Below are 24,401 nucleotides of genomic sequence, written 5' to 3'. Positions count from 1 at the left end.
ACATGAGCGCAAAAGTCTGGCTGGTGGGTGCGGGCCCTGGCGATCCTGAACTACTGACCCTCAAGGCCGTGCGTGCCCTGGGCGAGGCGGATGTGGTGCTGATCGACGATCTGGTGAATCCGACGGTGCTGGAGCACTGCCCCCGGGCACGGGTTATTGCCGTGGGTAAACGCGGAGGCTGTCGTTCGACACCCCAGGCGTTCATTCATCGGCTGATGCTGCGCTACGCCCGGCATGGCAAGTGCGTGGTACGCCTCAAGGGCGGCGATCCGTGCATCTTCGGCCGTGGCGGTGAAGAAGCGCAGTGGCTGCAGGAACGTGGCGTCGAGGTGGAACTGGTGAACGGCATCACGGCCGGCCTGGCGGGAGCTACCCAGTGCGGTATCCCGCTGACCCTGCGCGGTGTCGCCCGTGGCGTCACCCTGCTGACGGCCCATACCCAGGACGACAGCAGCCTGAACTGGCAAGCCCTGGCACAAAGCGGTACGACGCTGGTGATCTATATGGGGGTGGCAAAACTGGGCGAGATCCGTGAACAGCTGATCGCTGGCGGCCTGGCACCGCATACCCCGGTGGCCATGATTGAAAACGCGTCCCTGCCCGAGCAACGACTGTGTCGGAGCGATCTGTACGCCATGCAGGACGATGCCCATGCCTTCCAGCTGAAAAGCCCGGCCATCCTGGTCGTCGGCGAAGTGGCCGCTTGCGGTGCACAACTGCCCGCCCTTTCCGAAGCGGCCCTGGCGGCGGCATTCTCGGCCTGACTCCAGGCGCGTTCATCAAATCGCGGACAAAGAAAAACCCGGCCTAGGCCGGGTTTTTCAAAGCTGCAAGCTACAGATTACTGAGCTTGTTGAGCTTGTGCTTCAACCTGCGCTTCTACGCGACGGTTTACAGCGCGGCCAGCTTCAGTTGCGTTGTCAGCAACTGGGCGGGACTCACCGTAACCAACGGATTGAACGCGGCTCGACTCAACACCGTACTGGCTGGTCAGAACTTGCTTAACGGCGTTTGCACGACGCTCAGACAGTTTCTGGTTGTAAGCGTCAGGACCGACGGAGTCAGTGTGACCTTCAACAACGGTGGTGGTTTGTGGGTACTGCTTCATGAAGTCAGCGAGGTTCTTGATGTCAGCGTAGCTGTTAGGCTTAACGACCGACTTGTCGAAGTCGAACTTCACGTCCAGCTCAACACGAACAACTTCAGCAACCGGAGCTTCTGGTTCTGGAGTTGGCTCTGGAACTGGAGCAGGAGCTGGAGCAACCTTGCCAGCGTTGCCGCCGAAGTTCACACCCAGACCAACCAGAGCGGAGTAGTCCCACTTGCCGTTGTCCATTGCGTAGTCGGCTTCAACGCCGGCACGAGCGAACAGGTTGTCGGTGAAGTAGTACTTAACACCGGTACCGATGATAGCCAGGGTCGACTGGTCGCGACCGCTGTGGCCGTCAGCCAGGACGTTGGTACGGCTCTGGTGACCGAAACCACCGGAAACGTATGGACGCAGGGAGTCCACGCCAGCTTGACCGAAGTGGTAGGTAGCCAGCAGGCTGCCGGTGTCACCTTTGATCTTCTGGTTGCCAGTGCCGTCGTTCGAACGGGTGTGGTTGGTTTTGTCGTAGTTCAGGTCCAACGACAGGTCATCGGTCAGGAAGTAGCCGATACGAGCGCCTGGGTTGAAGCCGTCTTCGATGTGCTTAACGCTGTCGTTGTACTGTTTTTTGTAAAACAGTTCACCCTCGACCGCGCCTTGGCCTTGCGCCAGAACGCCGAACGAAGTCACGGCAACAATAGAACCAATGGCAATGCCCAAGGTGTTTTTCAGTTTCATCCGTTAAATCCCCATCTGGTGATTGTAAAGCAGTCCCACATACCGGGGGACAACTCGGCGGTAAGTCTATCAGAACTTACCTAGACGTAAGAGATATTTGCGCCGAACTAAGTTTCAGCAATGCCTGCAAATTTCTCACGCAATTTATCAAGCGCACGCTTGTACCGCATTTTCGTAGCACTCAACCCCATGTGCATGATGTCTGCAATCTCCTGGAACTCCAGTTCTGCGACGAATCGTAGCACCAGAATCTCCCGATCGATCGGGTTCACATGCACCAACCAGCGGTCAAGTCCGCCCTTTTCCTCAGGTTTCGGCGCCTTATCTTCAGACGCTTCCTCGAGGGGATCAAGACTTAACGCATCCATCAAGCGGCGTTTCCGCCGTTCTTTCCGATACTGCGTGATGCATTCGTTGTACGTGATGCTATAGAGCCATGTCTTGAACTTCGATTTCCCCTCGAAGTTCTTGAGGCCATACAGCACCTTCAACATCACCTCCTGACAGACATCGTCAGCATCACGATCGTTCCCTAAATAACGTGCACAAACGTTGAAGAGGGTTCGCTGATAGCGTCGCATCAACTCTTCATACGCACGCGTTACGTGAAACAGCTCCGTGTGCGAGCGCGCAACCAACTCCTCGTCAGAGAGCTCACGGGGGTCATAGCGCGTGGATAGCGATTGGGCTTTATTCAAAACGAGTCGGGCCGACAGTCAGGTCAATGTCCACCGCAGCCCAGACACGGGCATTTTGCGGCGGCATACATTAGCAGGGTTTGCCGGGTTAGCGGCTACTTACATGCTGCTCCAGCATGATCCGATTGGAGAGCGAGACCAGCTCGCCCTCATCGGTCAGCAGTGTAGTCTTAACCGTGCCGATCTCCTCGATCTGCCCTTCGACCTCACCAACTCGCACTTGTTGCCCAACCTGATACAACTCACGCACATAGATTCCCGCAAGAATCTGACCGGCAATATCCCGGCTTCCCAACCCCATGGCCAAGGCAACAGCCAGACCAACGGTAATCAAAACGATCACGATCACATGGTTGAGCAGGTCGGTTTTGACCTCCAACTGACTGATCGCAACGGAAATACTGATGATGATCACCAGGCCCTGGGCGATTCGCCCCAGGCCACTGGCGTAATCCAGACCGACCCCTTCGGCCGCTCCGCGCACCAGCCCATTGGCCAATTGCGCCAGCAATACCCCCACCAACAGCACCAGCGCGGCCCCGAAAACCTTCGGTAAATACAACGCCAGCATGTCGAGCGTAGCCGAAACCCGCTCCAGGCCAAGGGATTCTGCAGCAGAAACCAGAAAAATCAGTAATACGAACCAATACACGATTTTACCGATCAAGGTAGAAATCGGCACTTGCAGACCCGCCCGGGACAGCAGTTTGGTCAAACCGGTACCGCCCATCAAACGGTCCAGGCCCAGTTTGGCGAGCAATTTGGAAAGCAGGGTATCAAGCAGTTTGGCAACCACAAAACCCAGCAGCAGCACGACCAGCGCGCCAAACAGATTGGGAATGAAGTTCGCTACCTTGGTCCACAACGCAGTCATCGCAGTGACGAGGCTCTGAGTCCAGAGATCAAGTTCCATATTCAATCAGCCTTATCAGCAGTGCGAGCAGTAGGTTTACGACGGGAAACCGGCGAGATATGGGCCGATCCGTTATTCAGAGCAATCATCAGCGCCGGCAACCAGCGGCCGAGCAGGCTGAACAGATCGCCCGCCCCCACCTGCCGGTTGGCGGTTTTCAGGACGCGGCCCAGGCACGCATCGTCGTCCCGGGTGGACGGTGTGGCCTTGAGCATGTCACGCAACGACTGTTCAAACGGATCGTGCATACGCACCTCTCGATATGTCAGTGAAAGACGCGATCAAAATTCCCTGGGTCACATAGTTCATGATCAGACCCAGCGCAAACGTCGGAATAACCACCACTGTCCCAGCGCGACCAGCGCCATCAGCAGGCAGGCCACCAGAAACCCGTAGGGGCTGTTGGAAAGCGGAATGCCTCCCACATTGATCCCCAACAAACCGGCCAGAAAACTCATCGGCAGAAAGATTCCGGTGATGATCCCGAAGCGAAACATGATGCGGTTCATGCGCACGCTCAGGCGCCGGTCTTCGGCCTCCAGCACAAGCCCCACGCGCTCTCGGGTCAATTCGAGCTCTTCCAGGTAGCGGGTCAGGCTGTTGTTCAATTCGTTCCAGTAATCGCCATCGTCATCGGCGAACCAAGGCAGCCTGATGCGGCTGAGCTGACCGAAAATATCCCGCTGCGGAGCGAGGAAACGCTTGAGTCCGGCAGCCCGTCGACGAATCTGCAGAATGTTGCTGTGCTCGGGGGTATACCGTTCGTCGGCATCCAGTTTTTCTTCCTCGGCATCGACCACTTCCGACAGGTCGCTGACCAGGTCCTGCACTTTATGGGTCAGGTACTCAGCCATATAAAGGATGAGCTCGGAGGCGGTTTTCGGTCCCTTGCCTTCGCCCAGTTGCACCAGCAGCTCATCGGTCGCGCGCAATGGCCGCAGGCGCAGGGAGATCACTCGCTGGGCCGAACCGAAGATGCGTACCGAAACCATGTCCTCCGGCTCGGCGCCCGGGTTGAGGTTGATGCCGCGTAAAAACAGCAGGAACTCGGAGTCCGGCAGCGCCAACAGGCGCGGCCGGGTATTTTCTTCGAGTAAAAGGTCACAGCTGAACTCGCTCAGACCGCTGGATTTACGCAGCCAGGTCTGGGTTTGCGGATGGCTGCGATCCCAATGCAGCCAGAGGCTCTCATGGGCTTGCAGCTGCAAGTCGTCCAGTTCAGTTCGGGCAATCGCACGCGCACCACCTTTACCATCCAGCACCAAGGCATGTACCAGCCCCCATTGCGCGTTGTCTTCCTCGAACATCCTCATCCCTTGCTTGGTCGACTGCTTATTCGGGCATTTTCAGCGGGCTTGGCGAAACGATCACGCCATTGTTGTCGGCATAGACATATTCGCCCGGACGGAACGTCACCCCGGCAAACGTCACCACCACGTTGAGATCGCCAATGCCGCGCTTGTCGGTTTTCATCGGGTGACTGGCCAGCGCCTGAACGCCCAGGTCGGTTTGCGCGATGACATCGACATCACGGATGCAACCGTAGATCACCAGCCCTTCCCAACCGTTCTTCGCCGCCTTCTCGGCCAGCATATCGCCCAGCAGCGCACAGCGCAGGGACCCGCCACCGTCGACCACCAGCACCTTGCCGTGGCCCTTGAGCTCGACCTGTTCCTTGACCAGCGAGTTGTCTTCGAAGCATTTGATGGTCACGATTTCGCCGCCGAAGGAGTCGCGGCCACCGAAATTGCTGAACATCGGTTCAACCACCTGTACCAGATCCGGGTAGGTGTCGCACAGGTCGGGAGTGAGGTAATGATTCATCGAGAAACTCCTGTAATGGAAAGAACACGTCGCGGTGTCGGAATTCGCAGGGTTCATGCTGAGTGATACGAGGGCAGACGGAGAATGTTTAACATTTCAGCTAGCCCTCACCATACGCCAATTTCAGCAGGCTCGGCGGCACGAACAAGATGCTTGATCGGCGACCGAATATGACCAGAACCGCTCAACGCGTCATATCTTAGCCGCAAGTGCATCGGAACGAAATGCTCTTGTCAGAGCCTGACAACTCAACTCGCGGCAGCCAGTTCGGTGCCCGACGCCAACAACGGGCTCTGCTGATCCTTCAACCATCGCGCGACCAAAGGCCAGACTTCGGCCTGGGCCGCTTTGCTCACCAGCATCTCCACATGTCCGAAATTGCCGCTGAACCCTTGTTCGCGTCCCAGGCAGACAAACTGCTTATGCTCGGAACTCAACTGGTCAAACAGTTTGCGACAAGCCCAGGTCGGATCCTGATGATCCCCCGCCGCACTCACTGCCAATACCGGCAGCGAAACATCGGACAAGCCGGCCCACCAGTCCTTCTGCCCATCGCCGAAACGCCCGAACAGCCCGTACCAGCGCATGCCTTCCAGGGCCAGGCCAATGGGCTCGTCCTCGGGACCGCGCTTGAGTCGCGAGCCGGACAACTGGGCAAAACGCTTGAGAATGAAACGACCGCCCCACTCCACCGCCGGGATTTTCAATGGCCAATAGGTGCGGCTGACCTGACAGCCGAACAGCGCCGCCGACGCCACTGCCGGCTCTCCCAGGTACTGGCCGCCCAAGGCCGCCGCCAGGGTAATGCCACCCAGGGAATGACCAATCCAGTGCGGAACCTGGCCGCTTTGTTCCCGCACGAAGGCGCCAATGGCAGGCAGATCGTATTGCGCATAGTCGGCGACGCGATTCTTGCGGTAGTCGGCATTGCGTCGCGACAGGCCATGACCACGCATCTCGGGGATCCATACATCGAAGCCCATGCGCGCCAGATACGCGCCCAGGCCGATGCCCTTGGGCGAATACCAGAAACGCCGATTGGAGAAGCTGCCGTGCAGCAGGATCACCGGGACACCACGAGATTCGGGCTCATCCGCCATCCCCAGGCGGGTAACGGCCAGCTCGACCGTGGCGTCCGGGCTATTGCCGGGCTTCAGGCGGTAGACGTCTTCACTCAGGTCGCCTCGACGTTCGGCACTGATCAAGGCGACGGGAAACAGGTTGCTGCTGCTTTGCATAATGCTCTTGCACAAAAAAGGGCGGCTTCCAGATGGAGCCCGCCCTACTTGAATCTCAAAGCACCGGCCAGCCCGAAGGCTGGCCAGTGCTTCATTCCGCTTAGACCGCACCCTGCCCCTCGGCCAGGAAGAACCAGGTTTCCAGTACGGAATCCGGGTTCAGCGAGACGCTTTCGATGCCCTGCTCCATCAGCCACTTGGCCAGGTCCGGATGGTCGGACGGGCCCTGGCCGCAAATACCGATGTATTTGCCAGCCTTGTTGCAGGCGGCGATGGCGTTGGCCAGCAGTTTCTTGACCGCCGGATTACGCTCGTCGAACAGGTGCGCGATGATGCCCGAATCGCGGTCCAGACCCAGAGTCAGCTGGGTCAGGTCGTTGGAGCCGATGGAGAAGCCGTCGAAGAACTCGAGGAACTCTTCGGCCAGGATCGCGTTGGAAGGCAGCTCGCACATCATGATCACGCGCAGGCCGTTTTCACCGCGCTTGAGGCCGTTTTCAGCCAGCAGATCCACCACCTGGCTGGCTTCACCCAGGGTGCGGACGAACGGCACCATGATCTCGACGTTGGTCAGGCCCATGTCATTGCGCACGCGCTTGAGGGCACGACATTCGAGCTCGAAGCAGTCACGGAAGGCTTCGCTGATGTAACGCGAAGCACCGCGGAAGCCCAGCATCGGGTTTTCTTCTTCCGGCTCGTAGAGCTTGCCGCCGATCAGGTTGGCGTATTCGTTGGACTTGAAGTCCGACAGGCGCACGATGACCTTTTTCGGCCAGAAGGCCGCAGCCAGGGTGCTGATGCCTTCAACCAGCTTGTCGACGTAGAAACCGACCGGCTCGTTGTAACCGGCGATGCGCTTGTCGACGCTGTCCTTGATTTCATGGGGCAGGCCGGCGTAGTTCAGCAGTGCCTTGGGGTGCACGCCGATCATGCGGTTGATGATGAACTCCAGGCGGGCCAGGCCGACACCGGCGTTCGGCAGCTGGGCGAAGTCGAAGGCGCGGTCCGGGTTGCCGACATTCATCATGATCTTGAACGGCAGCTCCGGCATGGCGTCGACGGAGTTTTTCTTCACGTCGAAGCCCAGCTCGCCTTCGAAGATGAAACCGGTGTCGCCTTCAGCACAGGACACGGTCACGCCCTGGCCGTCTTTCAACAGTTCGGTGGCATTGCCGCAACCGACAACGGCCGGAATCCCCAGCTCGCGCGCAATGATCGCGGCGTGGCAGGTACGGCCGCCACGGTTGGTGACGATGGCGCTGGCGCGCTTCATCACCGGCTCCCAGTCCGGGTCGGTCATGTCGGATACCAGCACGTCGCCGGCCTGGACCTTGTCCATCTCCGACACGTCCTTGATGATCCGCACCTTGCCGGCGCCGATGCGCTGGCCGATGGCGCGACCTTCCACCAGCACGGTGCCGGTTTCCTTCAACAGGTAACGTTCCATGACGTTGGCCTGGGTGCGGCTCTTCACGGTTTCCGGACGGGCCTGGACGATGTACAGCTTGCCGTCGTCGCCGTCTTTGGCCCATTCGATGTCCATCGGGCACTTGTAGTGCTTTTCGATGATCATCGCCTGCTTGGCCAGCTCGCTGACTTCGGCGTCGGTCAGGCAGAAACGCGCGCGATCGGCCTTGTCGACGTCGACGGTCTTGACCGAGCGACCGGCCTTGGCTTCGTCGCCGTAGATCATCTTGATCGCCTTGCTGCCCAGGTTGCGGCGCAGGATGGCCGGGCGACCGGCTTGCAGGGTGCCTTTGTGGACGTAGAACTCGTCCGGGTTCACCGCACCTTGAACGACGGTTTCACCCAGGCCGTAGGCGCCGGTGATGAACACCACGTCACGGAAGCCCGACTCGGTGTCGAGGGTGAACATCACGCCGGCGGTACCGGTTTCCGAACGCACCATGCGCTGCACGCCGGCAGACAGGGCGACCAGCTTGTGGTCGAAGCCCTGGTGCACGCGGTAGGAAATGGCACGGTCGTTGAACAGGGAAGCGAAGACTTCCTTGGCGGCACGAATGACGTTCTCGACGCCACGGATATTGAGGAAGGTTTCCTGCTGGCCGGCGAAGGAAGCGTCCGGCAGGTCTTCGGCGGTAGCCGAGGAGCGCACGGCCACGGCCATGTCAGGGTTGCCCGCGGACAGCTTGGCGAACGCGGTGCGGATTTCGCTATTCAGTTGCTCGGGGAACTCGGCTTCCATGATCCATTGACGGATCTGCGCGCCGGTCTTGGCCAGGGCATTCACGTCATCGACGTCCAGGGCGTCGAGCGCGGCGTGGATCTGGTCGTTAAGACCGCTCAATTCGAGAAAATCACGATAGGCCTGGGCCGTCGTGGCAAAGCCTCCAGGGACGGATACACCGGCGCCTGCAAGGTTACTGATCATCTCGCCCAGGGATGCGTTCTTGCCCCCCACATGCTCTACATCATGGACGCCGAGCTTATCGAGGGAAACTACGTACTCTACCAAGGTGATCTCTCCACTAACTGTGTTGGAAAAGCTCAGAAGCCGGCTGCTCGGGGGAGCGCTTGCCAGCTGTATGGCCTGGACCTGGAAAATAAGTGAGAATGCGGGCCATTGGAGGCCGGCAAATCGCGCCTATCATATCCAAGATTCGTCACTAGCTTAAGGCCCAAGGTGCAAATGAAACGATCTGCTTTCTTTATCTCCGACGGTACCGGCATCACCGCTGAAACCCTCGGCCAGAGCCTCCTGGCGCAGTTCGAAAACATTACCTTCAGCAAAATCACGCGACCGTATATCGACAGCGTAGATAAAGCGCGGGCCATGGTACAACAAATCAACATCGCCGCCGAAAAGGACGGATTTCGCCCGATTATCTTCGACACCATCGTCAATCAGGACATCCGTGAGATCCTCGCGACGTCCAATGGTTTCATGATCGACATCTTCTCGACCTTCCTCGCCCCCCTGGAGCTGGAGTTGAGCGAGCACTCGTCGTACTCGGTCGGCAAGTCCCACTCCATTGGCGGCAACTCCAACTATATGGAGCGGATCGAGGCGGTGAACTTCGCCCTCGATAACGACGACGGCGCCCGCACCCACTACTACGACAAGGCCGACCTGATCCTGGTCGGCGTGTCGCGCTGCGGCAAGACCCCGACCTGCCTGTACATGGCCATGCAGTTCGGGATCCGCGCCGCCAACTACCCGCTGACCGAAGACGACATGGAACGCCTGCAACTGCCGACGGCCCTGCGCGCGCACCAGCACAAGCTGTTCGGCCTGACCATCGACCCCGACCGGCTCACCGCCATCCGCAACGAGCGCAAGCCCAACAGCCGTTATTCGAGCTACGCCCAGTGCGAGTTCGAAGTGCGCGAGGTGGAAAACCTGTTCCGCCGCGAGAACATTCCGCACATCAATTCCACCCATTTCTCGGTGGAAGAGATCTCGGCGAAGATCCTCGTGGAAAAAGGCGTCGAGCGGCGCTTCAAGTAGCGTTATCTGACCAATAGAAGGCTATCGCGAGCAATCGAGCGTCGACCGGCTGCTCCTGCATGGTTTACAAGATCTTGTAGGAGCGAGCTTGCTCGCGATCGGACCAACGGTCCGCCCTGCTCTCAAATCACCAACAGGTCCACGAACCGGTGCACCGCCGTGGCTTCCAGCTGCGCCTGGTCCTTGCACAGGGCAAAGATCTGCGCTGAACGCTGGGCCGTGAAGCGGGTGGCCAGGTTGGCCTTGAACTTGTCTTCCAGCAGCGCAATGCCTTCGGCGCGACGCCGGCGATGGCCAATCGGGTATTCCACCACCACCTGCTCGGTGCTCGAGCCATCCTTGAAAAACACCTGTAGCGCATTGGCGATGGAGCGCTTGTCGGCCTCCAGGTACTCGCGGGTGTAGCGCGGCTCTTCGACTATCTGCATCTTCTCGCGCAACTGATCGATGATCGGGTGGGCGGCATGGAAGCCGTCTTCATAGTGCTCGGCCACCAGGTTGCCGAACGCCAGCGGCACGGCGGTCATGTACTGGATGCAGTGGTCGCGGTCGGCGGCATTGGCCAGCGGGCCGACCTTGGAAATGATGCGGATCGCCGATTCGTGGGTGGTGATGACGATCCTGTCGATCTCGTGCAGGCGATTGCGCACCAGCGGGTGCAGGGTCACCGCCGCCTCGCAGGCGGTCTGCGCATGGAACTCGGCCGGGAAGCTGATCTTGAACAGCACGTTTTCCATCACATAGCTGCCGTACTGCTGCGACAGGCTGAAACGGCGCTGGTCTTCGGGCTTGAGCGCCAGGTCCTTGTTGGTGTGGCTGAACAGCACGTCGTAGAAGCCCCACTGCGGCGCACTCAGCACTCCCGGGATACCCATCTCGCCACGCAGGGCGATATCCGCCAGGCGCACGCCACGGCTGGTGGCATCGCCCGCCGCCCAGGATTTGCGCGAACCGGCGTTCGGCGCATGGCGATAGGTACGCAGCGCCTGGCCATCGACAAAGGCATGGGACAGCGCCGCCAGCAACTGCTCGCGGTTGGCCCCCATCAACTTGGCGGTGACCGCGGTCGAGGCGACTTTCACCAGCAAGACATGGTCGAGGCCGACCCGGTTGAAGGAGTTTTCCAGGGCAATCACCCCCTGGATCTCATGGGCCATGATCATGGCCTCGAGCACCGCGCGCATGGTCAGCGGCGCCTCGCCATTGGCCACGCGTTTTTGCGACAGGTGATCGGCCACGGCGAGGATGCCACCGAGGTTGTCGGAAGGATGGCCCCACTCGGCGGCGAGCCAGGTGTCGTTGTAATCCAGCCAACGGACAATGCAGCCGATATCCCAGGCCGCCTTGACCGGGTCCAGGCGCAAGCGGGTGCCCGGCACCCGCGCGCCAAACGGCACGAGCGTGCCCTCCACTATCGGCCCCAGGTGCTTGGTGCACTCGGGAAAGCGCAGGGCCAGCAAGCCACAGCCGAGGGTGTCCATCAGGCAGTTGCGGGCGGTATCCAGAGCCTCGCGGGACTCGATCCGATAGTTCAGAACGTAGTCGGCGATGTCCTGCAGGACCTGGTCATAATCGGGGCGTTCGTTCAGATCAACATTGGCGCTCATGGGCAGTTCACTCCATCAAGGGTTGGGTTGCATCCTCAAGGTCAGGCTGATCGGGTTACTTTTTTATTCACCCCATTGTAGGAGCGAGCTTGCTCGCGATGACGGATGGACTGTCGACATCGATGTCGACCGTGGTATCGCTATCGCGAGCAAGCTCGCTCCTACAGGGGCCGTTTATGATTTAGAACGCGTCGCCGGGCACACGTACCCAGCCTTCCATCAAGACCCGCGCGCTACGACTCATGATGGCCTTGGTCACGCTCCATTCGCCGTTGTCCTGCACGGCCTCGGCGCCGACGCGCAGGGTTCCCGACGGGTGGCCGAAACGCACCGCGCTGCGCTCTCCGCCGCCGGCCGCCAGGTTGACCAGGGTCCCGGGGATCGCCGCCGCCGTGCCAATGGCCACCGCGGCGGTGCCCATCATCGCGTGGTGCAGCTTGCCCATGGACAGCGCGCGCACCAGCAGATCGACATCCGCGGCCTGCACCGCCTTGCCACTGGAAGCCTGGTAGCCCGCGGGCGGCGCGACAAAGGCGACCTTGGGCGTGTGCTGACGCTTGGCCGCTTCATCCAGATTCTGGATCAGCCCCATGCGCAGCGCGCCGTGGGCGCGGATGGTCTCGAACATCGCCAGCGCCTTGGGGTCGCCGTTGATATCGCCCTGCAGCTCGGTACCGTTGTAGCCGATGTCGCGGGCGTTGATGAAAATCGTCGGGATCCCGGCATTGATCATGGTGGCCTGGAAAGTCCCGACACCCGGCACCTCCAGGTCGTCCACCAGGTTGCCGGTAGGGAACATCGAACCGCCGGCGCCCTCTTCCTCGGCCGCCGGGTCAAGGAACTCCAACTGCACTTCGGCCGCCGGGAAAGTCACCCCGTCCAGCTCGAAATCGCCGGTTTCCTGGACCGCGCCGTTGGTCATCGGCACATGGGCGATGATGGTCTTGCCGATATTGGCCTGCCAGATGCGCACCACCGCCACGCCGTTCTGCGCAATGCGCTCGGCATCCACCAGGCCGCTGCTGATGGCGAAGGAACCGACCGCCGCCGACAGGTTGCCGCAGTTGCCGCTCCAGTCGACGAAAGGCTTGTCGATGGACACCTGGCCAAACAGGTAATCCACGTCGTGGCCGGGCTTGATGCTTTTCGACAGGATCACCGTCTTGCTGGTGCTGGACGTGGCACCGCCCATGCCGTCGATCTGCTTGTCGTACGGGTCGGGGCTGCCGATCACCCGCAACAGCAACGCATCGCGGGCCGCGCCCGGCAGCTGCGCCGCCTCGGGCAGGTCCTGCAGGCTGAAGAACACACCCTTGCTGGTGCCGCCCCGCATGTAGGTGGCGGGAATCTTGATTTGCGCTACGAAAGCCATGAGTTCTCGGTCCTGATAAAGACCGAGGGCGGCGCCTTGCGGCCCGCCCCCGGTACGTCACTTAACTGGCCACAGCCGATTCGAGGAAGTCCTGGGCAAAGCGCTGCAACACGCCGCCCGCTTCGTAGATCGACACCTCTTCGGCGGTGTCGAGCCGGCAGGTCACCGGCACCTCGACCCGCTCGCCGTTCTTGCGCTGGATCACCAGGGTCAACGTGGCGCGCGGCTTGCGCTCGCCCACCACATCGAAGGTTTCGGTGCCGTCGATGCCCAGGGTCTTGCGGTCGGTGCCCGGTTTGAACTCCAGCGGCAGCACGCCCATGCCCACCAGGTTGGTGCGATGGATGCGCTCGAAGCCTTCGGCGGCGATGGCTTCCACCCCGGCCAGGCGCACGCCCTTGGCCGCCCAGTCACGGGACGAACCCTGGCCGTAGTCGGCGCCGGCGATGATGATCAGCGGCTGCTTGCGCTGCATATAGGTTTCGATGGCTTCCCACATCCGGGTGACCTGGCCTTCCGGCTCGATCCGCGCCAGCGAACCCTGCTTGACCTTGCCGCCCTCCTGGACCATTTCGTTGAACAGTTTCGGGTTGGCGAAGGTCGCGCGCTGCGCGGTCAGGTGGTCGCCGCGGTGGGTCGCGTAAGAGTTGAAGTCCTCTTCCGGCAGGCCCATTTTCTCCAGGTACTCGCCCGCCGCGCTGTCGAGCATGATGGCGTTGGACGGCGACAGGTGATCGGTGGTGATGTTGTCCGGCAGCACCGCCAGCGGGCGCATGCCAGTCAGGCTGCGCACTCCGGCCAGGGCACCTTCCCAGTACGGCGGACGGCGGATGTAGGTGCTCATCTCACGCCAGTCGTACAACGGCTCGACCTTGGGCCCGGTGTCCTCATGAATGGCGAACATCGGGATATACACCTTGCGGAACTGCTCGGGTTTCACCGATGCCTTGACCACCGCGTCGATCTCTTCGTCGCTCGGCCAGATGTCCTTGAGGCGGATTTCCTTGCCGTTGGCGTCCAGGCCCAGCACGTCCTTCTCGATGTCGAAACGGATGGTCCCGGCAATCGCATAAGCCACCACCAGCGGCGGCGATGCGAGGAACGCCTGCTTGGCGTATGGATGGATGCGCCCGTCGAAGTTGCGGTTGCCCGAAAGCACCGCGGTGGCATACAGGTCGCGGTCGATGATCTCTTTCTGGATCACCGGGTCCAGCGCGCCGGACATGCCGTTGCAGGTGGTGCAGGCAAAGGCCACGACGCCAAAGCCCAATTGCTCCAGTTCCTTGGTCAGGCCCGCTTCGTCCAGGTACATGGCGACGGTCTTGGAGCCCGGGGCCAGCGACGACTTGACCCAGGGTTTGCGGGTCAGGCCGAGCTTGTTGGCATTGCGCGCCAGCAGGCCGGCGGCGATCACGTTGCGCGGGTTGCTGGTGTTGGTGCAGCTGGTGATGGCCGCGATGATCACTGCTCCATCGGGCATTTGCCCCGGCACCTCTTCCCACTGGCCGGCGATGCCCTTGGCCGCCAGGTCGCTGGTCGCCACCCGGGCGTGGGGGTTGCTCGGGCCCGCCATGTTGCGCACCACCGAGGACAGGTCGAACTGCAAGCCACGCTCGTACTGCGCGTTCTTCAGGCTGTCGGCCCACAGGCCGGCCTGTTTGGCATAGTTCTCGACCAGTTGCACTTGCTCGTCTTCACGACCAGTGAGCTTGAGGTAGTCGATGGTCTGCTGGTCGATGTAGAACATCGCCGCGGTGGCGCCGTATTCCGGGGCCATGTTGGAGATGGTCGCGCGGTCGCCCAGGGTCAGCGCCGCGGCGCCCTCGCCGAAGAACTCCAGGTAGGCACCCACCACCTTCTGCTTGCGCAGGAACTCGGTCAGCGCCAGCACCATATCGGTGGCGGTGATGCCCGGTTGCAGCTTGCCGGTCAGCTCGACGCCAACGATTTCCGGCAGGCGCATCCAGGACGCCCGGCCGAGCATCACGCTTTCGGCTTCCAGGCCGCCGACGCCGATGGCGATCACGCCCAGGGCATCCACGTGCGGGGTGTGGCTGTCGGTGCCGACGCAGGTATCGGGGAAGGCTACGCCATCGCGCGCCTGGATCACCGGGGACATTTTCTCCAGGTTGATCTGGTGCATGATGCCGTTGCCCGGCGGGATCACGTCGACGTTCTTGAAGGCCTTCTTGGTCCAGTTGATGAAGTGGAAACGGTCTTCGTTGCGCCGGTCTTCCACGGCGCGGTTCTTGGCGAACGCATCCGGGTCGAAGCCGCCGCACTCCACCGCCAGCGAGTGGTCGACAATCAACTGGGTCGGCACCACCGGGTTGACCTGGGCCGGGTCGCCACCCTGGTCGGCGATGGCATCGCGCAGGCCGGCCAGGTCCACCAGGGCAGTCTGGCCAAGAATGTCGTGGCACACCACGCGGGCCGGAAACCACGGGAAGTCGAGGTCGCGCTTGCGCTCGATCAGTTGCTTCAGGGAAGCGGTCAGGGTCGCCGGATCGCAACGCCGCAGCAGGTTTTCCGCGAGCACGCGCGAGGTGTACGGCAGGCTGTCGTAGGCGCCGGGCTGGATGGCCTCGACAGCCGCGCGGGTGTCGAAGTAGTCCAGTCGGGTACCGGGTAACGGTTTACGAAATTCAGTGTTCATCGTCAGGACTCGGTCACGGTGATTGCAAAAGGTGGGGCTGGCACCGGCACTGAACCGCCCTCTGTAGGAGTGAAGCTTGCTCGCGAAGACGGAATGACATTCAACATCTATGTCGACCGTTACACCGCTATCGCGAGCAAGCTCGCTCCTACAGGGCTTTGGGTTCAGCCGGTGACGGCAGCCACCATTCAGCGACGTTCGATTGGCACGAACTTGCGCTGTTCAACGCCGACGTACTCGGCGCTTGGACGGATGATGCGGTTGTTGGCGCGCTGTTCGAACACATGGGCGGCCCAGCCGGTCAGGCGCGAGCAGACGAAGATCGGGGTGAACAGCTTGGTCGGGATGCCCATGAAGTGGTACGCCGAGGCATGGTAGAAATCGGCGTTGGGGAACAGCTTCTTCTGCTCCCACATGGTCTTGTCGATGGCTTCGGAAACCGGGAACAACACCTTGTCGCCCACCTCAATGGCGAGCTTTTTCGACCAGCCCTTGATCACCTCGTTGCGCGGGTCGTTGTCTTTGTAGATCGCGTGGCCGAAGCCCATGATCTTGTCCTTGCGCTCGAGCATGCCGAGGGTGCCCTTGATCGCCTCTTCCGGCGAAGCAAAGCGCTCGATCATCTCCATCGCCGCCTCGTTGGCACCGCCGTGCAGCGGGCCGCGCAGCGAACCGATGGCCGCGGTGACGCAGGAGTACAAGTCCGACAGGGTCGAGGCACAGACTCGGGCAGTGAAGGTCGAGGCGTTGAATTCGTGTTCGGCGTAGAGGATCAGCGACACGTTCATCACCTTGGTGTGCAGCTCGCTCGGTTTCTTGCCGTGCAGCAGGTGCAGGAAGTGGCTGCCGATGCATGGCTCGTCGGTCACGCAATCGATGCGTTTGCCGTCGTGGCTGAAGCGGTACCAGTAGCACATGATCGCCGGGAAGGCGGCCAGCAGACGGTCGGTTTTGTCGCGCTGCTCGGAGAAATCCTGTTCCGGCTCGATATTGCCGAGGAACGAGCAACCGGTGCGCATCACATCCATCGGATGGGCGTCCGCCGGAATGCGTTCCAGCACTTCCTTGAGCGCCTGCGGCAGGTCGCGCAGCTTGCTCAGCTTCCGGGTGTAGGCGTCCAGTTGCGCCTGGGTCGGCAGCTCGCCGTACAGCAGCAGGTAGGCCACTTCCTCGAACTGCGCGTCGGCCGCCAGTTCGCGTACGTCGTAACCCCGGTAGGTCAGCCCGGCACCGGCCTGGCCCACGGTCGACAATGCAGTCTGTCCGGCCACCTGGCCACGCAGGCCAGCGCCACTCAATACTTTTGCTTCGGCCATTGCTCTCTCCAATCTTGAATTTGTTAGGGAATCGGCAAATCGTCAAAACCAATACTGCTTTCTGTAGCCGCTGCCGCAGGCTGCGACAGGACCGAAGGTCCTCCTGCGTCGAGAGGCGCGCCGCGGCCGTGCCTGCCGATCGCAGCCTGCGGCAGCGGCTACAGGTTTTGCATCAGTACGGCATCACCCCTTCTTCTGGGAGAACAGCGCATCGAGCTTCTGCTCGAAGGTGTGGTAGTCGATGCGGTCGTACAGTTCCATGCGGGTCTGCATGGTGTCGATCACGTTCTGCTGGGTACCGTCGCGACGGATCGCGGTGTAGACGTTCTCCGCCGCCTTGTTCATGGCGCGGAACGCCGACAGCGGGTACAGCACCAGGGAAACATCCACGGATTTCAGTTGCTCGGTGGTGTACAGCGGCGTGGCGCCGAACTCGGTGATGTTGGCCAGGATCGGCGCTTTCACCCGGCTGGCGAAGATCTTGTACATCTCCAGTTCAGTGATGGCTTCCGGGAACACCATGTCGGCGCCGGCTTCGATGCAGGCGGCGGCGCGATCCAGGGCCGACTCCAGCCCCTCCACCGCCAGGGCGTCGGTGCGGGCCATGATCACGAAGCTGTCGTCGGTGCGGGCATCCACCGCGGCCTTGATGCGGTCGACCATTTCCTGCTGGGAAACGATCTCCTTGTTCGGCCGGTGGCCGCAGCGCTTGGCGCCGACCTGGTCCTCGATATGAATCGCCGCCGCGCCGAACTTGATCATCGACTTGACGGTGCGCGCCACGTTGAACGCCGACGAACCGAAACCGGTGTCCACGTCCACCAGCAGCGGCAGGTCGCAGACGTCGGTGATGCGGCGCACGTCGGTCAATACGTCGTCCAGCCCGGTGATGCCCAGGTCCGGCACGCCGAGGGAGCCAGCCGCCACCCCGCCACCGGACAGGTAGATCGCCTTGAACCCGGCGCGCTTGGCCAGCAGCGCATGGTTGGCATTGATGGCGCCGACCACCTGCAACGGTCGTTCGCTGGCGACCGCATCGCGAAAGCGCTGGCCTGGAGTGCTCTTGTTGTTGGAACTCATGACTCACCTCGTGGAGTGGCTGTCTGCGGGGCGCCGTCCTGGTAATGACGGGCAATGTTGCGTTTGGAAGCGCCGATGTGACGGCGCATCAACAACTCGGCCAGTTCGCCGTCGCGATCGGCAATGGCATCGAGAATCCGGTGGTGCTCGGCGAACGCCTGGTGCGGGCGGTTGGGCGTGGCGGAAAACTGGATGCGGTACATGCGCACCAACTGGTACAGCTCGCCACAGAGCATCTGCGTGAGGGTGCGGTTGCCCGCGCCCTGGATGATCCGGTAATGGAAGTCGAAATCGCCTTCCTGCTGGTAGTAGCCGAGCCCGGCCTGGAACGCCGCGTCGCGCTCGTGGGTATCGAGGACCCGGCGCAGCTCGTCGATTTCCTCGTTGGTCATGCGCTCGGCGGCCAGGCGGCAGGCCATGCCTTCCAGGGATTCGCGGATTTCATAGAGCTCGATCAGCTCGGCATGGCTCAGGGACACCACCCGCGCCCCGACATGGGGCACCCGCACCAGCAGGCGCTGGCCTTCCAGGCGGTGGATCGCCTCGCGCAAGGGGCCACGGCTGATGCCGTAGGTGCGCGCCAGTTCCGGCTCGGAAATCTTGCTGCCCGGGGCGATCTCGCCCTTGACGATGGCCGCCTGAATGCGTCTGAAGACGTTTTCGGACAAGGTTTCCGAATCGTCCTGCGTCACGGCGGGGGGATCGAGCTGATCCAGCATATTGTCGACACCTTGAAAATCAATGCGACAAAAACTAGCCAATACAACCGATGCAGTCAAAGGAAAAATCGATATTGTCGACAATCGTCTAATAACCCTTTGCACCAAACCGGCACAAAAGCCCCCGCCCCGCCGCTGGCGCCATAAAACCAGCATGCTAGAATGCCGCCCGCATTTGCCTGTCACATTAATAAGGCAGCACACGAGGGAGCTTGCGCAGCAATGCCAGTCGCCTTGAACTGAAGAACCCATGCAACGCACCAGGATCTATGAGACTCAAGGCCTTCTCCATACTGTTCTGCCTGCTCGGCGTGCCGGGCCTGAGTGCCGCCGCCGGCAAGACCGTTTACGGTCTGAATGAATACGCCAGACTGTCCGGGATCGACCTGGAAGTCGCCGCCAAGCTCGACACCGGCGCCAAGACCGCCTCTCTCAGCGCCCGCGATATCAAGCGCTTCAAGCGCAATGGCGAGTCCTGGGTACGCTTTTACCTGGCCATCGACGCCGCCCATTCCCACCCCATCGAACGTCCGCTGGCCCGCGTCAGCAAGATCAAGCGCCGCGCCGGCGACTACGACCCCGATGAGGAAAACAACAAGAAGTACACCGCGCGCCCGGTCATCGAGCTGGATATCTGCATGGGCGGTGCCCTGCGCAGCATAGAAGTGAACTTGACCGACCGCAGTGCATTCCAATACCCGCTCTTGATCGGTTCCGAAGCGCTCAAACGCTTCGATGCACTGGTCGACCCCAGTCTTAAATACGCTGCTGGCAAACCTGCCTGCGCCACCGACGCTCATACCGCAGAGTAATTCCAATGCGCTCTCTTACCCTCCATCTGAAAATCCTGATCGCCATCCTGGTGGTGCTGGGCATTTCGATCACGGCCTATCAGATTTTCGTGCTCGGCATCCCGGTGACCGAAGACGCCACCGACGACCTGTGGAACATCGACGCCAAGGTCGAGTTCGTCGCCAACGCCAAGGACCCGATCAAGATCCAGATGTTCGTGCCGCCCCTGAGCCGCGACTACGTCAGCCTGAACGAGAGCTTCATCTCCAATAACTACGGGGTGGCGGTGAACCGCGTCGACGGCAACCGCAAGGTGACCTGGTCGGCCCGCCGCGCCAAGGGCAACCAGACCCTCTATTACCGCCTGGTGCTGACCAAGCGCTACACCGCGGAAAAAGCCAAGATCAAGGGCCCGACCTTCCGCGACAGCATCGCCGTCGAAGGCCCGGAAAAGATCGCCGCCGAAGCCCTGCTCGCGCCGATCCGCCAGCATTCGGCCGACGTCGAGACCTTCATCAGCGAAGCCATCAAGCGGGTCAACAACACCAACGACGATAACGCCAAGATGCTCCTGGCGGGCGATCCGTCGCCGGCGAACAAAGCCAAGATCGTCGACCTGCTGCTGTCCATCGCCCACGTGCCGATGGAAAAGGTCCACACCATTCGCCTGGTGGCCGACCAGCCGCAGGCCCCGGAACTGTGGCTGCGCAGCTTCAACGGTACCGACTGGCTGTACTTCAACCCGGAAACCGGCGAACAGGGCCTGCCCAGCGACCGCCTGCTGTGGTGGATCGGTGACGACAACCTGATCACCGTCGATGGCGGCAAGAAAGCCACCGTCACCTTCAGCCTGAACAACAGCGAAATGAACGCCATTCGCCTGGCCAAGCTGACCGACGAGAACACCGACGCCAACTTCCTCGAATACTCGCTGTACGGCCTGCCGCTGCAGACCCAGCAGACCTTCATGATCATGGTGATGATCCCGATCGGCGTGCTGGTGATCCTGGTGCTGCGCAACCTGATCGGCCTGCAGACCCTGGGTACCTTCACCCCGGTGCTGATCGCCCTGGCCTTCCGCGAAACCCAGCTGGGCTTCGGTATCGTGCTGTTCACGGTGATCACCGCGCTCGGGCTGTCGCTCAGGTCCTACCTGGAACACCTGAAGCTGCAGATGCTGCCGCGGCTGTCGGTGGTGCTGACCTTCGTCGTGGTGCTGATCGCCGCCATCAGCCTGTTCAGCCACAAGCTCGGCCTGGAACGCGGCCTGTCGGTGGCCCTGTTCCCGATGGTGATCCTGACCATGACCATCGAACGCCTGTCGATCACCTGGGAAGAACGGGGCGCCGGCCATGCGATGAAAGTCGCCATCGGCACGCTGTTCGCCGCCTCCCTGGCGCACCTGATCATGAGCGTGCCGGAGCTGGTCTACTTCGTCTTCACCTTCCCGGCGATGCTGCTGATCCTGGTGGGCTTCATGCTGGCGATGGGTCGCTACCGCGGCTACCGCCTGACCGAGCTGATCCGTTTCAAAGCCTTCGTCAAGGCTGATTCATAATGTTCGGCCTGTGGAAGACCTGGAAGGCCCTGGAAGCCCGGGGCATCATGGGGATCAATCGGCGTAATGCGGACTACGTGCTCAAGTACAACAAGCGCAGCCTGTACCCGATCGTCGACGACAAGATCATCACCAAGGAACGCGCGATCAAGGCCGGCATCCATGTGCCGGAACTGTACGGCGTGATCTCCACCGAGAAGGAAATCGACAAGCTCGACGAGATCATCGGCGGGCGCAACGACTTCGTGATCAAGCCGGCGCAAGGCGCCGGCGGCGACGGCATCATCGTGATCGCCGACCGTTTCGAGGGTCGCTACCGCACGGTATCGGGCAAGATCATCAGTCATGAAGAAATCGAGCACCACATCTCCAGCATCCTCACCGGCCTCTATTCCCTGGGCGGCCACCGTGACCGGGCGCTGATCGAGTACCGGGTGACCCCGGACCAGATCTTCAAGAGCATCAGCTACGAAGGCGTACCGGACATCCGCATCATCGTGCTCATGGGCTACCCGGTGATGGCCATGCTGCGCCTGCCGACCCGCCAGTCCGGCGGCAAGGCCAACCTGCACCAGGGCGCCATCGGCGTCGGCGTCGACCTGGCCACCGGACTGACCCTGCGCGGCACCTGGCTGAACAACATCATCGCCAAGCACCCGGACACCACCAATGCGGTGGACGGCGTGCAACTGCCCTACTGGGACGGTTTCATGAAGCTGGCGGCCGGCTGCTACGAGCTGTGCGGCCTGGGCTACATCGGGGTGGACATGGTGCTGGACCAGGAAAAGGGCCCGTTGATCCTCGAGCTCAACGCCCGCCCCGGCCTGAACATCCAGATCGCCAACGACTGCGGCCTGACCCAGCGCACCCACGCGGTCGAAGCGCACCTGGCAGAGCTGAAAGCCCGCGGCATCAGCGAAACCGTCGAACAGCGCGTGCAGTTTGCCCAGGACCTGTTCGGCCATATCCCGGCGGTGGAAGGCTGATCCACAGCAACGGAAAACCCTGTAACCGCTGCCGCAGGCTGCGCCCGACCGCGAAGCGGGCGCCGCTTTCGACATCACCGAGGACCTTCGGTCCTTTCGCAGCCTTCGGCAGCGGCTACAGGGTATGCGGCGAGGCGGGCAATGCGTCGTAAACCGGGCAATCCCCGCCATCCCCACTAGGAGCAAATCCCTGAGGGGACTACAATCGCCAGCCGCGCTCCTCCGATGGCTGATCCGCCCCGCATGTCGACCTGCTCCGTACACCCGCTGCCCTATCGCACCAACCCCGCCGAGTATTTCGCGGCGATCCGCCATGCCCCTGGCGCCGTCCTGCTCGACAGCGGCCGGCCCAGTGCCGAACGCGGCCGCTATGACCTGCTCAGCGCCTGGCCACGGACGCAGTTGGCCGTCCTCAAGGACGAAAGCGGCGAAGATTTCCTGCAACGCCTGCGGCTCAACCTGGACCAATTGGGTCAGGCGGCGATCCCGGCGCCTTACCAGTTGCCTTTCGCCGGCGGGCTGATCGGCTACCTGAGCTACGACTTCGGACGCCATCTGGAACGCCTGCCCAGCCAGGCCCTGGATGACCTGCAACTGCCCGATGCGCGCTTCGGCCTCTACGACTGGGCGCTGATCAGCGACCATCAGCAGCGCACCAGCCAACTGGTGCTCCACCCCGCCCTCGCCGCCAGCGAACGCCAGCGCCTGATCGACCTGTTCGGCCAGGCGCCGGCCGGCGCCTACGACAGCTTCAAGCTCAGCGGGCCGATGCTGCCTGACCTCAGCGCCGCGCAGTACCAACAGGCGTTCGAGCGCATCCAGGGGTACATCCAGGCCGGTGACTGCTACCAGGTCAACTTCGCCCAGCGCTTTCGTGCGCCCTGCGCTGGCGATCCGTGGGTTGCCTACTGCGCGTTGCGCGCGGCCTGCCCGACGCCTTTTTCCGGGTTCCAGAGCCTGCCGGAAGGTGGCGCGGTGTTGAGCCTGTCGCCGGAGCGCTTCGTGCGGATCAGTGAGCGCCAGGTGGAAACCCGGCCGATCAAGGGCACCCGCCCACGCAGCCAGGATGCCGCCGAAGACGCGGCGAACGCCGCCGAACTGCTGGCCAGCCCCAAGGACCGCGCGGAAAACCTGATGATCGTCGACCTGCTGCGCAACGACCTGGGCCGCACCTGCCGCATCGGCTCGGTGCGGGTACCGGAGCTGTTCAGCCTGGAGAGTTACCCCAACGTGCATCACCTGGTGAGCAGCGTCACCGGCGAGCTGGCGGACGACAAGGACGCCCTGGACCTGATCGCCGGCAGCTTCCCCGGCGGCTCGATCACCGGCGCGCCGAAGATCCGCGCGATGCAGATCATTGACGAGCTGGAACCGACCCGGCGCGGGCTGTATTGCGGTTCGCTGCTGTACCTGGACGTGCGTGGCGAGATGGACAGCTCGATCGCCATCCGCAGCCTGCTGGTCAAGGATGGGCAAGTCTGCTGCTGGGGCGGTGGCGGGATTGTCGCGGACTCGGACTGGCAGGCCGAGTATCAGGAGTCCATCACCAAGGTGAAGGTCCTGCTGGAGACCTTGCAGGGCCTCTGATCTGTAGCCGCTGCCGCAGGCTGCGAACGGTCCGGGCCGCACTCGGAGTACGGCCGCGACGTACTCACTGGCGCCGAGGACCTGCGGTCCTATCGCAGCCTGCGGCAGCGGCTACAGCGATGCCTTTAGAGGTTCAACTCACGCTTCGACGCCTTGAGGAACTCCTGCTTCAGCTCGGCAAAGCTGTGCACCGCCGGGAACTGCGGAAACTCGCGAATCACGTTGTCCGGGGCATGGAACAGAATGCCGGCATCGGCCTCGCCGAGCATGCTGGTGTCGTTGTACGAATCCCCCGCCGCAATCACCCGGTAATACAGGCTCTTGAAGGCCAGCACCGACTGGCGCTTGGGGTCTTTCTGGCGCAGCTGGTAACCGGTCACTCGGCCGCTGTCGTCGGTGACCAGGCGGTGGCACAGCAGCGTGGGAAAGCCCAGCTGGCGCATCAGCGGCTGGGAAAACTCATAGAAGGTGTCGGACAGAATCACCACCTGGAAACGCTCGCGCAGCCAGTCGACGAACTCGATGGCGCCGTCCAGCGGCTTGAGGGTGGCGATCACTTCCTGAATGTCCGACAGCTTCAGGCCGTGCTCGTCGAGAATCCGCAGGCGCTGCTTCATCAGCACGTCGTAATCGGGGATATCCCGGGTGGTCGCCTTGAGGGATTCAATCCCGGTTTTTTCGGCAAAGGCGATCCAGATTTCCGGGACCAGTACACCTTCCAGGTCGAGACAGGCAATTTCCACAAGACACTCCCATTT

Annotated in this window: 21 protein-coding genes; 6 read left to right on the top strand and 15 right to left on the bottom strand. The window is 61.8% G+C overall.

The annotated features are described in order from the left end of the window. Positions 1-2: 2 nt before the first annotated feature. Entirely contained in the window at positions 3-764 is a 762-nt protein-coding gene (gene cobA / locus AC3RCP_RS10490; RefSeq protein ID WP_101337266.1) for a uroporphyrinogen-III C-methyltransferase, read from the top strand. A gap of 77 nt (positions 765-841) precedes the next feature. On the opposite strand, the gene AC3RCP_RS10485 is transcribed toward cobA, so the two are convergent. The 8 genes from AC3RCP_RS10485 to ppsA all read right to left on the bottom strand — a co-directional run bounded on the left by AC3RCP_RS10485 (position 842) and on the right by ppsA (position 8,977). Beyond that, positions 842-1,828 (bottom strand): OmpA family protein, encoded by a 987-nt coding sequence (locus AC3RCP_RS10485; protein ID WP_007927525.1) that lies wholly within the window; start codon positions 1,826-1,828, stop codon positions 842-844. A 107-nt stretch (positions 1,829-1,935) separates the two neighbouring features. Beyond that, positions 1,936-2,526 carry an RNA polymerase sigma factor SigX gene (gene sigX, locus AC3RCP_RS10480; protein ID WP_009042922.1) on the bottom strand — a complete coding sequence of 197 codons (591 nt, stop codon included), beginning with the start codon at positions 2,524-2,526 and terminating at the stop codon, positions 1,936-1,938. 88 nt (positions 2,527-2,614) lie between these two features. After that, positions 2,615-3,439 carry a mechanosensitive ion channel family protein gene (locus AC3RCP_RS10475; protein ID WP_007927520.1) on the bottom strand — a complete coding sequence of 275 codons (825 nt, stop codon included), beginning with the start codon at positions 3,437-3,439 and terminating at the stop codon, positions 2,615-2,617. Positions 3,440-3,441: 2 nt separating this feature from the next. Continuing rightward, positions 3,442-3,687 (bottom strand): hypothetical protein, encoded by a 246-nt coding sequence (locus AC3RCP_RS10470; protein ID WP_007927518.1) that lies wholly within the window; start codon positions 3,685-3,687, stop codon positions 3,442-3,444. Between the two features lie 63 nt (positions 3,688-3,750). Then, positions 3,751-4,746 (bottom strand): zinc transporter ZntB, encoded by a 996-nt coding sequence (locus AC3RCP_RS10465; RefSeq protein WP_009042920.1) that lies wholly within the window; start codon positions 4,744-4,746, stop codon positions 3,751-3,753. A 25-nt stretch (positions 4,747-4,771) separates the two neighbouring features. Further along, entirely contained in the window at positions 4,772-5,263 is a 492-nt protein-coding gene (gene rraA, locus AC3RCP_RS10460) for a ribonuclease E activity regulator RraA (RefSeq protein WP_101337265.1), read from the bottom strand. A 248-nt stretch (positions 5,264-5,511) separates the two neighbouring features. Continuing rightward, entirely contained in the window at positions 5,512-6,501 is a 990-nt protein-coding gene (locus tag AC3RCP_RS10455; RefSeq protein ID WP_007927509.1) for an alpha/beta fold hydrolase, read from the bottom strand. 100 nt (positions 6,502-6,601) lie between these two features. Beyond that, complete coding sequence (gene ppsA / locus AC3RCP_RS10450) at positions 6,602-8,977, bottom strand: phosphoenolpyruvate synthase (protein ID WP_101337263.1); 2,376 nt, start codon at positions 8,975-8,977, stop codon at positions 6,602-6,604. Between the two features lie 174 nt (positions 8,978-9,151). Here ppsA and ppsR point away from each other — a divergent pair, with 174 nt between their 5' ends. Continuing rightward, positions 9,152-9,970, top strand: a complete 819-nt coding sequence (ppsR, locus tag AC3RCP_RS10445) for a posphoenolpyruvate synthetase regulatory kinase/phosphorylase PpsR (RefSeq protein ID WP_007927505.1) — start codon at positions 9,152-9,154, stop codon at positions 9,968-9,970. Between the two features lie 122 nt (positions 9,971-10,092). Here ppsR and prpD read toward each other — a convergent pair whose 3' ends face one another. The 6 genes from prpD to AC3RCP_RS10415 all read right to left on the bottom strand — a co-directional run bounded on the left by prpD (position 10,093) and on the right by AC3RCP_RS10415 (position 18,720). Further along, the gene (prpD, locus tag AC3RCP_RS10440) at positions 10,093-11,577 is read right to left on the bottom strand and encodes a 2-methylcitrate dehydratase (protein ID WP_492571641.1); all 1,485 of its coding nucleotides are present in this window, start codon (positions 11,575-11,577) and stop codon (positions 10,093-10,095) included. Positions 11,578-11,758: 181 nt separating this feature from the next. Beyond that, entirely contained in the window at positions 11,759-12,949 is a 1,191-nt protein-coding gene (prpF, locus tag AC3RCP_RS10435; protein ID WP_492571642.1) for a 2-methylaconitate cis-trans isomerase PrpF, read from the bottom strand. 61 nt (positions 12,950-13,010) lie between these two features. Further along, positions 13,011-15,605 carry a Fe/S-dependent 2-methylisocitrate dehydratase AcnD gene (gene acnD, locus AC3RCP_RS10430; protein ID WP_492571643.1) on the bottom strand — a complete coding sequence of 865 codons (2,595 nt, stop codon included), beginning with the start codon at positions 15,603-15,605 and terminating at the stop codon, positions 13,011-13,013. Between the two features lie 188 nt (positions 15,606-15,793). Continuing rightward, a complete protein-coding gene (gene prpC, locus AC3RCP_RS10425; protein ID WP_087088669.1) occupies positions 15,794-16,921 on the bottom strand; it encodes a bifunctional 2-methylcitrate synthase/citrate synthase in 1,128 nt (375 codons plus the stop codon). A gap of 183 nt (positions 16,922-17,104) precedes the next feature. After that, positions 17,105-18,001 (bottom strand): methylisocitrate lyase, encoded by an 897-nt coding sequence (gene prpB / locus AC3RCP_RS10420; RefSeq protein WP_492571644.1) that lies wholly within the window; start codon positions 17,999-18,001, stop codon positions 17,105-17,107. Then, positions 17,998-18,720, bottom strand: coding sequence for a GntR family transcriptional regulator (locus tag AC3RCP_RS10415; protein ID WP_101337259.1), 723 nt, complete (start codon positions 18,718-18,720; stop codon positions 17,998-18,000). The genes prpB and AC3RCP_RS10415 overlap by 4 nt, the downstream gene beginning before the upstream one ends. A 269-nt stretch (positions 18,721-18,989) precedes the next feature. Between AC3RCP_RS10415 and rloA the strand changes: the two genes are divergently transcribed. The 4 genes from rloA (at position 18,990) to pabB (ending at position 23,643) form a co-directional block, all read left to right on the top strand. Then, positions 18,990-19,532: a retropepsin-like aspartic peptidase RloA gene (rloA, locus tag AC3RCP_RS10410; RefSeq protein WP_101337258.1), complete on the top strand. Its 543-nt coding sequence runs from the start codon at positions 18,990-18,992 to the stop codon at positions 19,530-19,532. Positions 19,533-19,537: 5 nt separating this feature from the next. Then, entirely contained in the window at positions 19,538-21,070 is a 1,533-nt protein-coding gene (rloB, locus tag AC3RCP_RS10405) for an osmotic stress tolerance membrane protein RloB (protein ID WP_101337257.1), read from the top strand. Next, a complete protein-coding gene (locus AC3RCP_RS10400; RefSeq protein ID WP_007930638.1) occupies positions 21,070-22,056 on the top strand; it encodes an alpha-L-glutamate ligase-like protein in 987 nt (328 codons plus the stop codon). The genes rloB and AC3RCP_RS10400 overlap by 1 nt, the downstream gene beginning before the upstream one ends. Before the next feature lie 243 nt (positions 22,057-22,299). Then, the gene (gene pabB, locus AC3RCP_RS10395) at positions 22,300-23,643 is read left to right on the top strand and encodes an aminodeoxychorismate synthase component I (RefSeq protein WP_101337255.1); all 1,344 of its coding nucleotides are present in this window, start codon (positions 22,300-22,302) and stop codon (positions 23,641-23,643) included. A gap of 125 nt (positions 23,644-23,768) precedes the next feature. Here the strand turns inward: pabB and thrH are convergent, their stop codons facing one another. Then, positions 23,769-24,386 (bottom strand): bifunctional phosphoserine phosphatase/homoserine phosphotransferase ThrH, encoded by a 618-nt coding sequence (thrH, locus tag AC3RCP_RS10390; protein WP_101337254.1) that lies wholly within the window; start codon positions 24,384-24,386, stop codon positions 23,769-23,771. Positions 24,387-24,401 lie beyond the last annotated feature (15 nt).

The organism is Pseudomonas sp. GW822-FHT05A08 (assembly GCF_058800485.1).
This window is presented reverse-complemented; position numbering and strand designations above follow the sequence as displayed.

Excerpts from the sequence above, each read along its gene's own strand:
- cobA (WP_101337266.1), top strand. The coding sequence starts at position 3 with ATGAGCGCAAAAGTCTGGCTGGTGGGTGCGGGCCCTGGCGATCCTGAA.
- AC3RCP_RS10485 (WP_007927525.1), bottom strand. The coding sequence starts at position 1,828 with ATGAAACTGAAAAACACCTTGGGCATTGCCATTGGTTCTATTGTTGCC.
- AC3RCP_RS10475 (WP_007927520.1), bottom strand. The coding sequence starts at position 3,439 with ATGGAACTTGATCTCTGGACTCAGAGCCTCGTCACTGCGATGACTGCG.
- AC3RCP_RS10470 (WP_007927518.1), bottom strand. The coding sequence starts at position 3,687 with ATGCACGATCCGTTTGAACAGTCGTTGCGTGACATGCTCAAGGCCACA.
- AC3RCP_RS10465 (WP_009042920.1), bottom strand. The coding sequence starts at position 4,746 with ATGTTCGAGGAAGACAACGCGCAATGGGGGCTGGTACATGCCTTGGTG.
- rraA (WP_101337265.1), bottom strand. The coding sequence starts at position 5,263 with ATGAATCATTACCTCACTCCCGACCTGTGCGACACCTACCCGGATCTG.
- AC3RCP_RS10455 (WP_007927509.1), bottom strand. The coding sequence starts at position 6,501 with ATGCAAAGCAGCAGCAACCTGTTTCCCGTCGCCTTGATCAGTGCCGAA.
- ppsR (WP_007927505.1), top strand. The coding sequence starts at position 9,152 with ATGAAACGATCTGCTTTCTTTATCTCCGACGGTACCGGCATCACCGCT.
- prpD (WP_492571641.1), bottom strand. The coding sequence starts at position 11,577 with ATGAGCGCCAATGTTGATCTGAACGAACGCCCCGATTATGACCAGGTC.
- prpF (WP_492571642.1), bottom strand. The coding sequence starts at position 12,949 with ATGGCTTTCGTAGCGCAAATCAAGATTCCCGCCACCTACATGCGGGGC.
- acnD (WP_492571643.1), bottom strand. The coding sequence starts at position 15,605 with ATGAACACTGAATTTCGTAAACCGTTACCCGGTACCCGACTGGACTAC.
- prpC (WP_087088669.1), bottom strand. The coding sequence starts at position 16,921 with ATGGCCGAAGCAAAAGTATTGAGTGGCGCTGGCCTGCGTGGCCAGGTG.
- prpB (WP_492571644.1), bottom strand. The coding sequence starts at position 18,001 with ATGAGTTCCAACAACAAGAGCACTCCAGGCCAGCGCTTTCGCGATGCG.
- AC3RCP_RS10415 (WP_101337259.1), bottom strand. The coding sequence starts at position 18,720 with ATGCTGGATCAGCTCGATCCCCCCGCCGTGACGCAGGACGATTCGGAA.
- rloA (WP_101337258.1), top strand. The coding sequence starts at position 18,990 with ATGAGACTCAAGGCCTTCTCCATACTGTTCTGCCTGCTCGGCGTGCCG.
- rloB (WP_101337257.1), top strand. The coding sequence starts at position 19,538 with ATGCGCTCTCTTACCCTCCATCTGAAAATCCTGATCGCCATCCTGGTG.
- AC3RCP_RS10400 (WP_007930638.1), top strand. The coding sequence starts at position 21,070 with ATGTTCGGCCTGTGGAAGACCTGGAAGGCCCTGGAAGCCCGGGGCATC.
- pabB (WP_101337255.1), top strand. The coding sequence starts at position 22,300 with ATGTCGACCTGCTCCGTACACCCGCTGCCCTATCGCACCAACCCCGCC.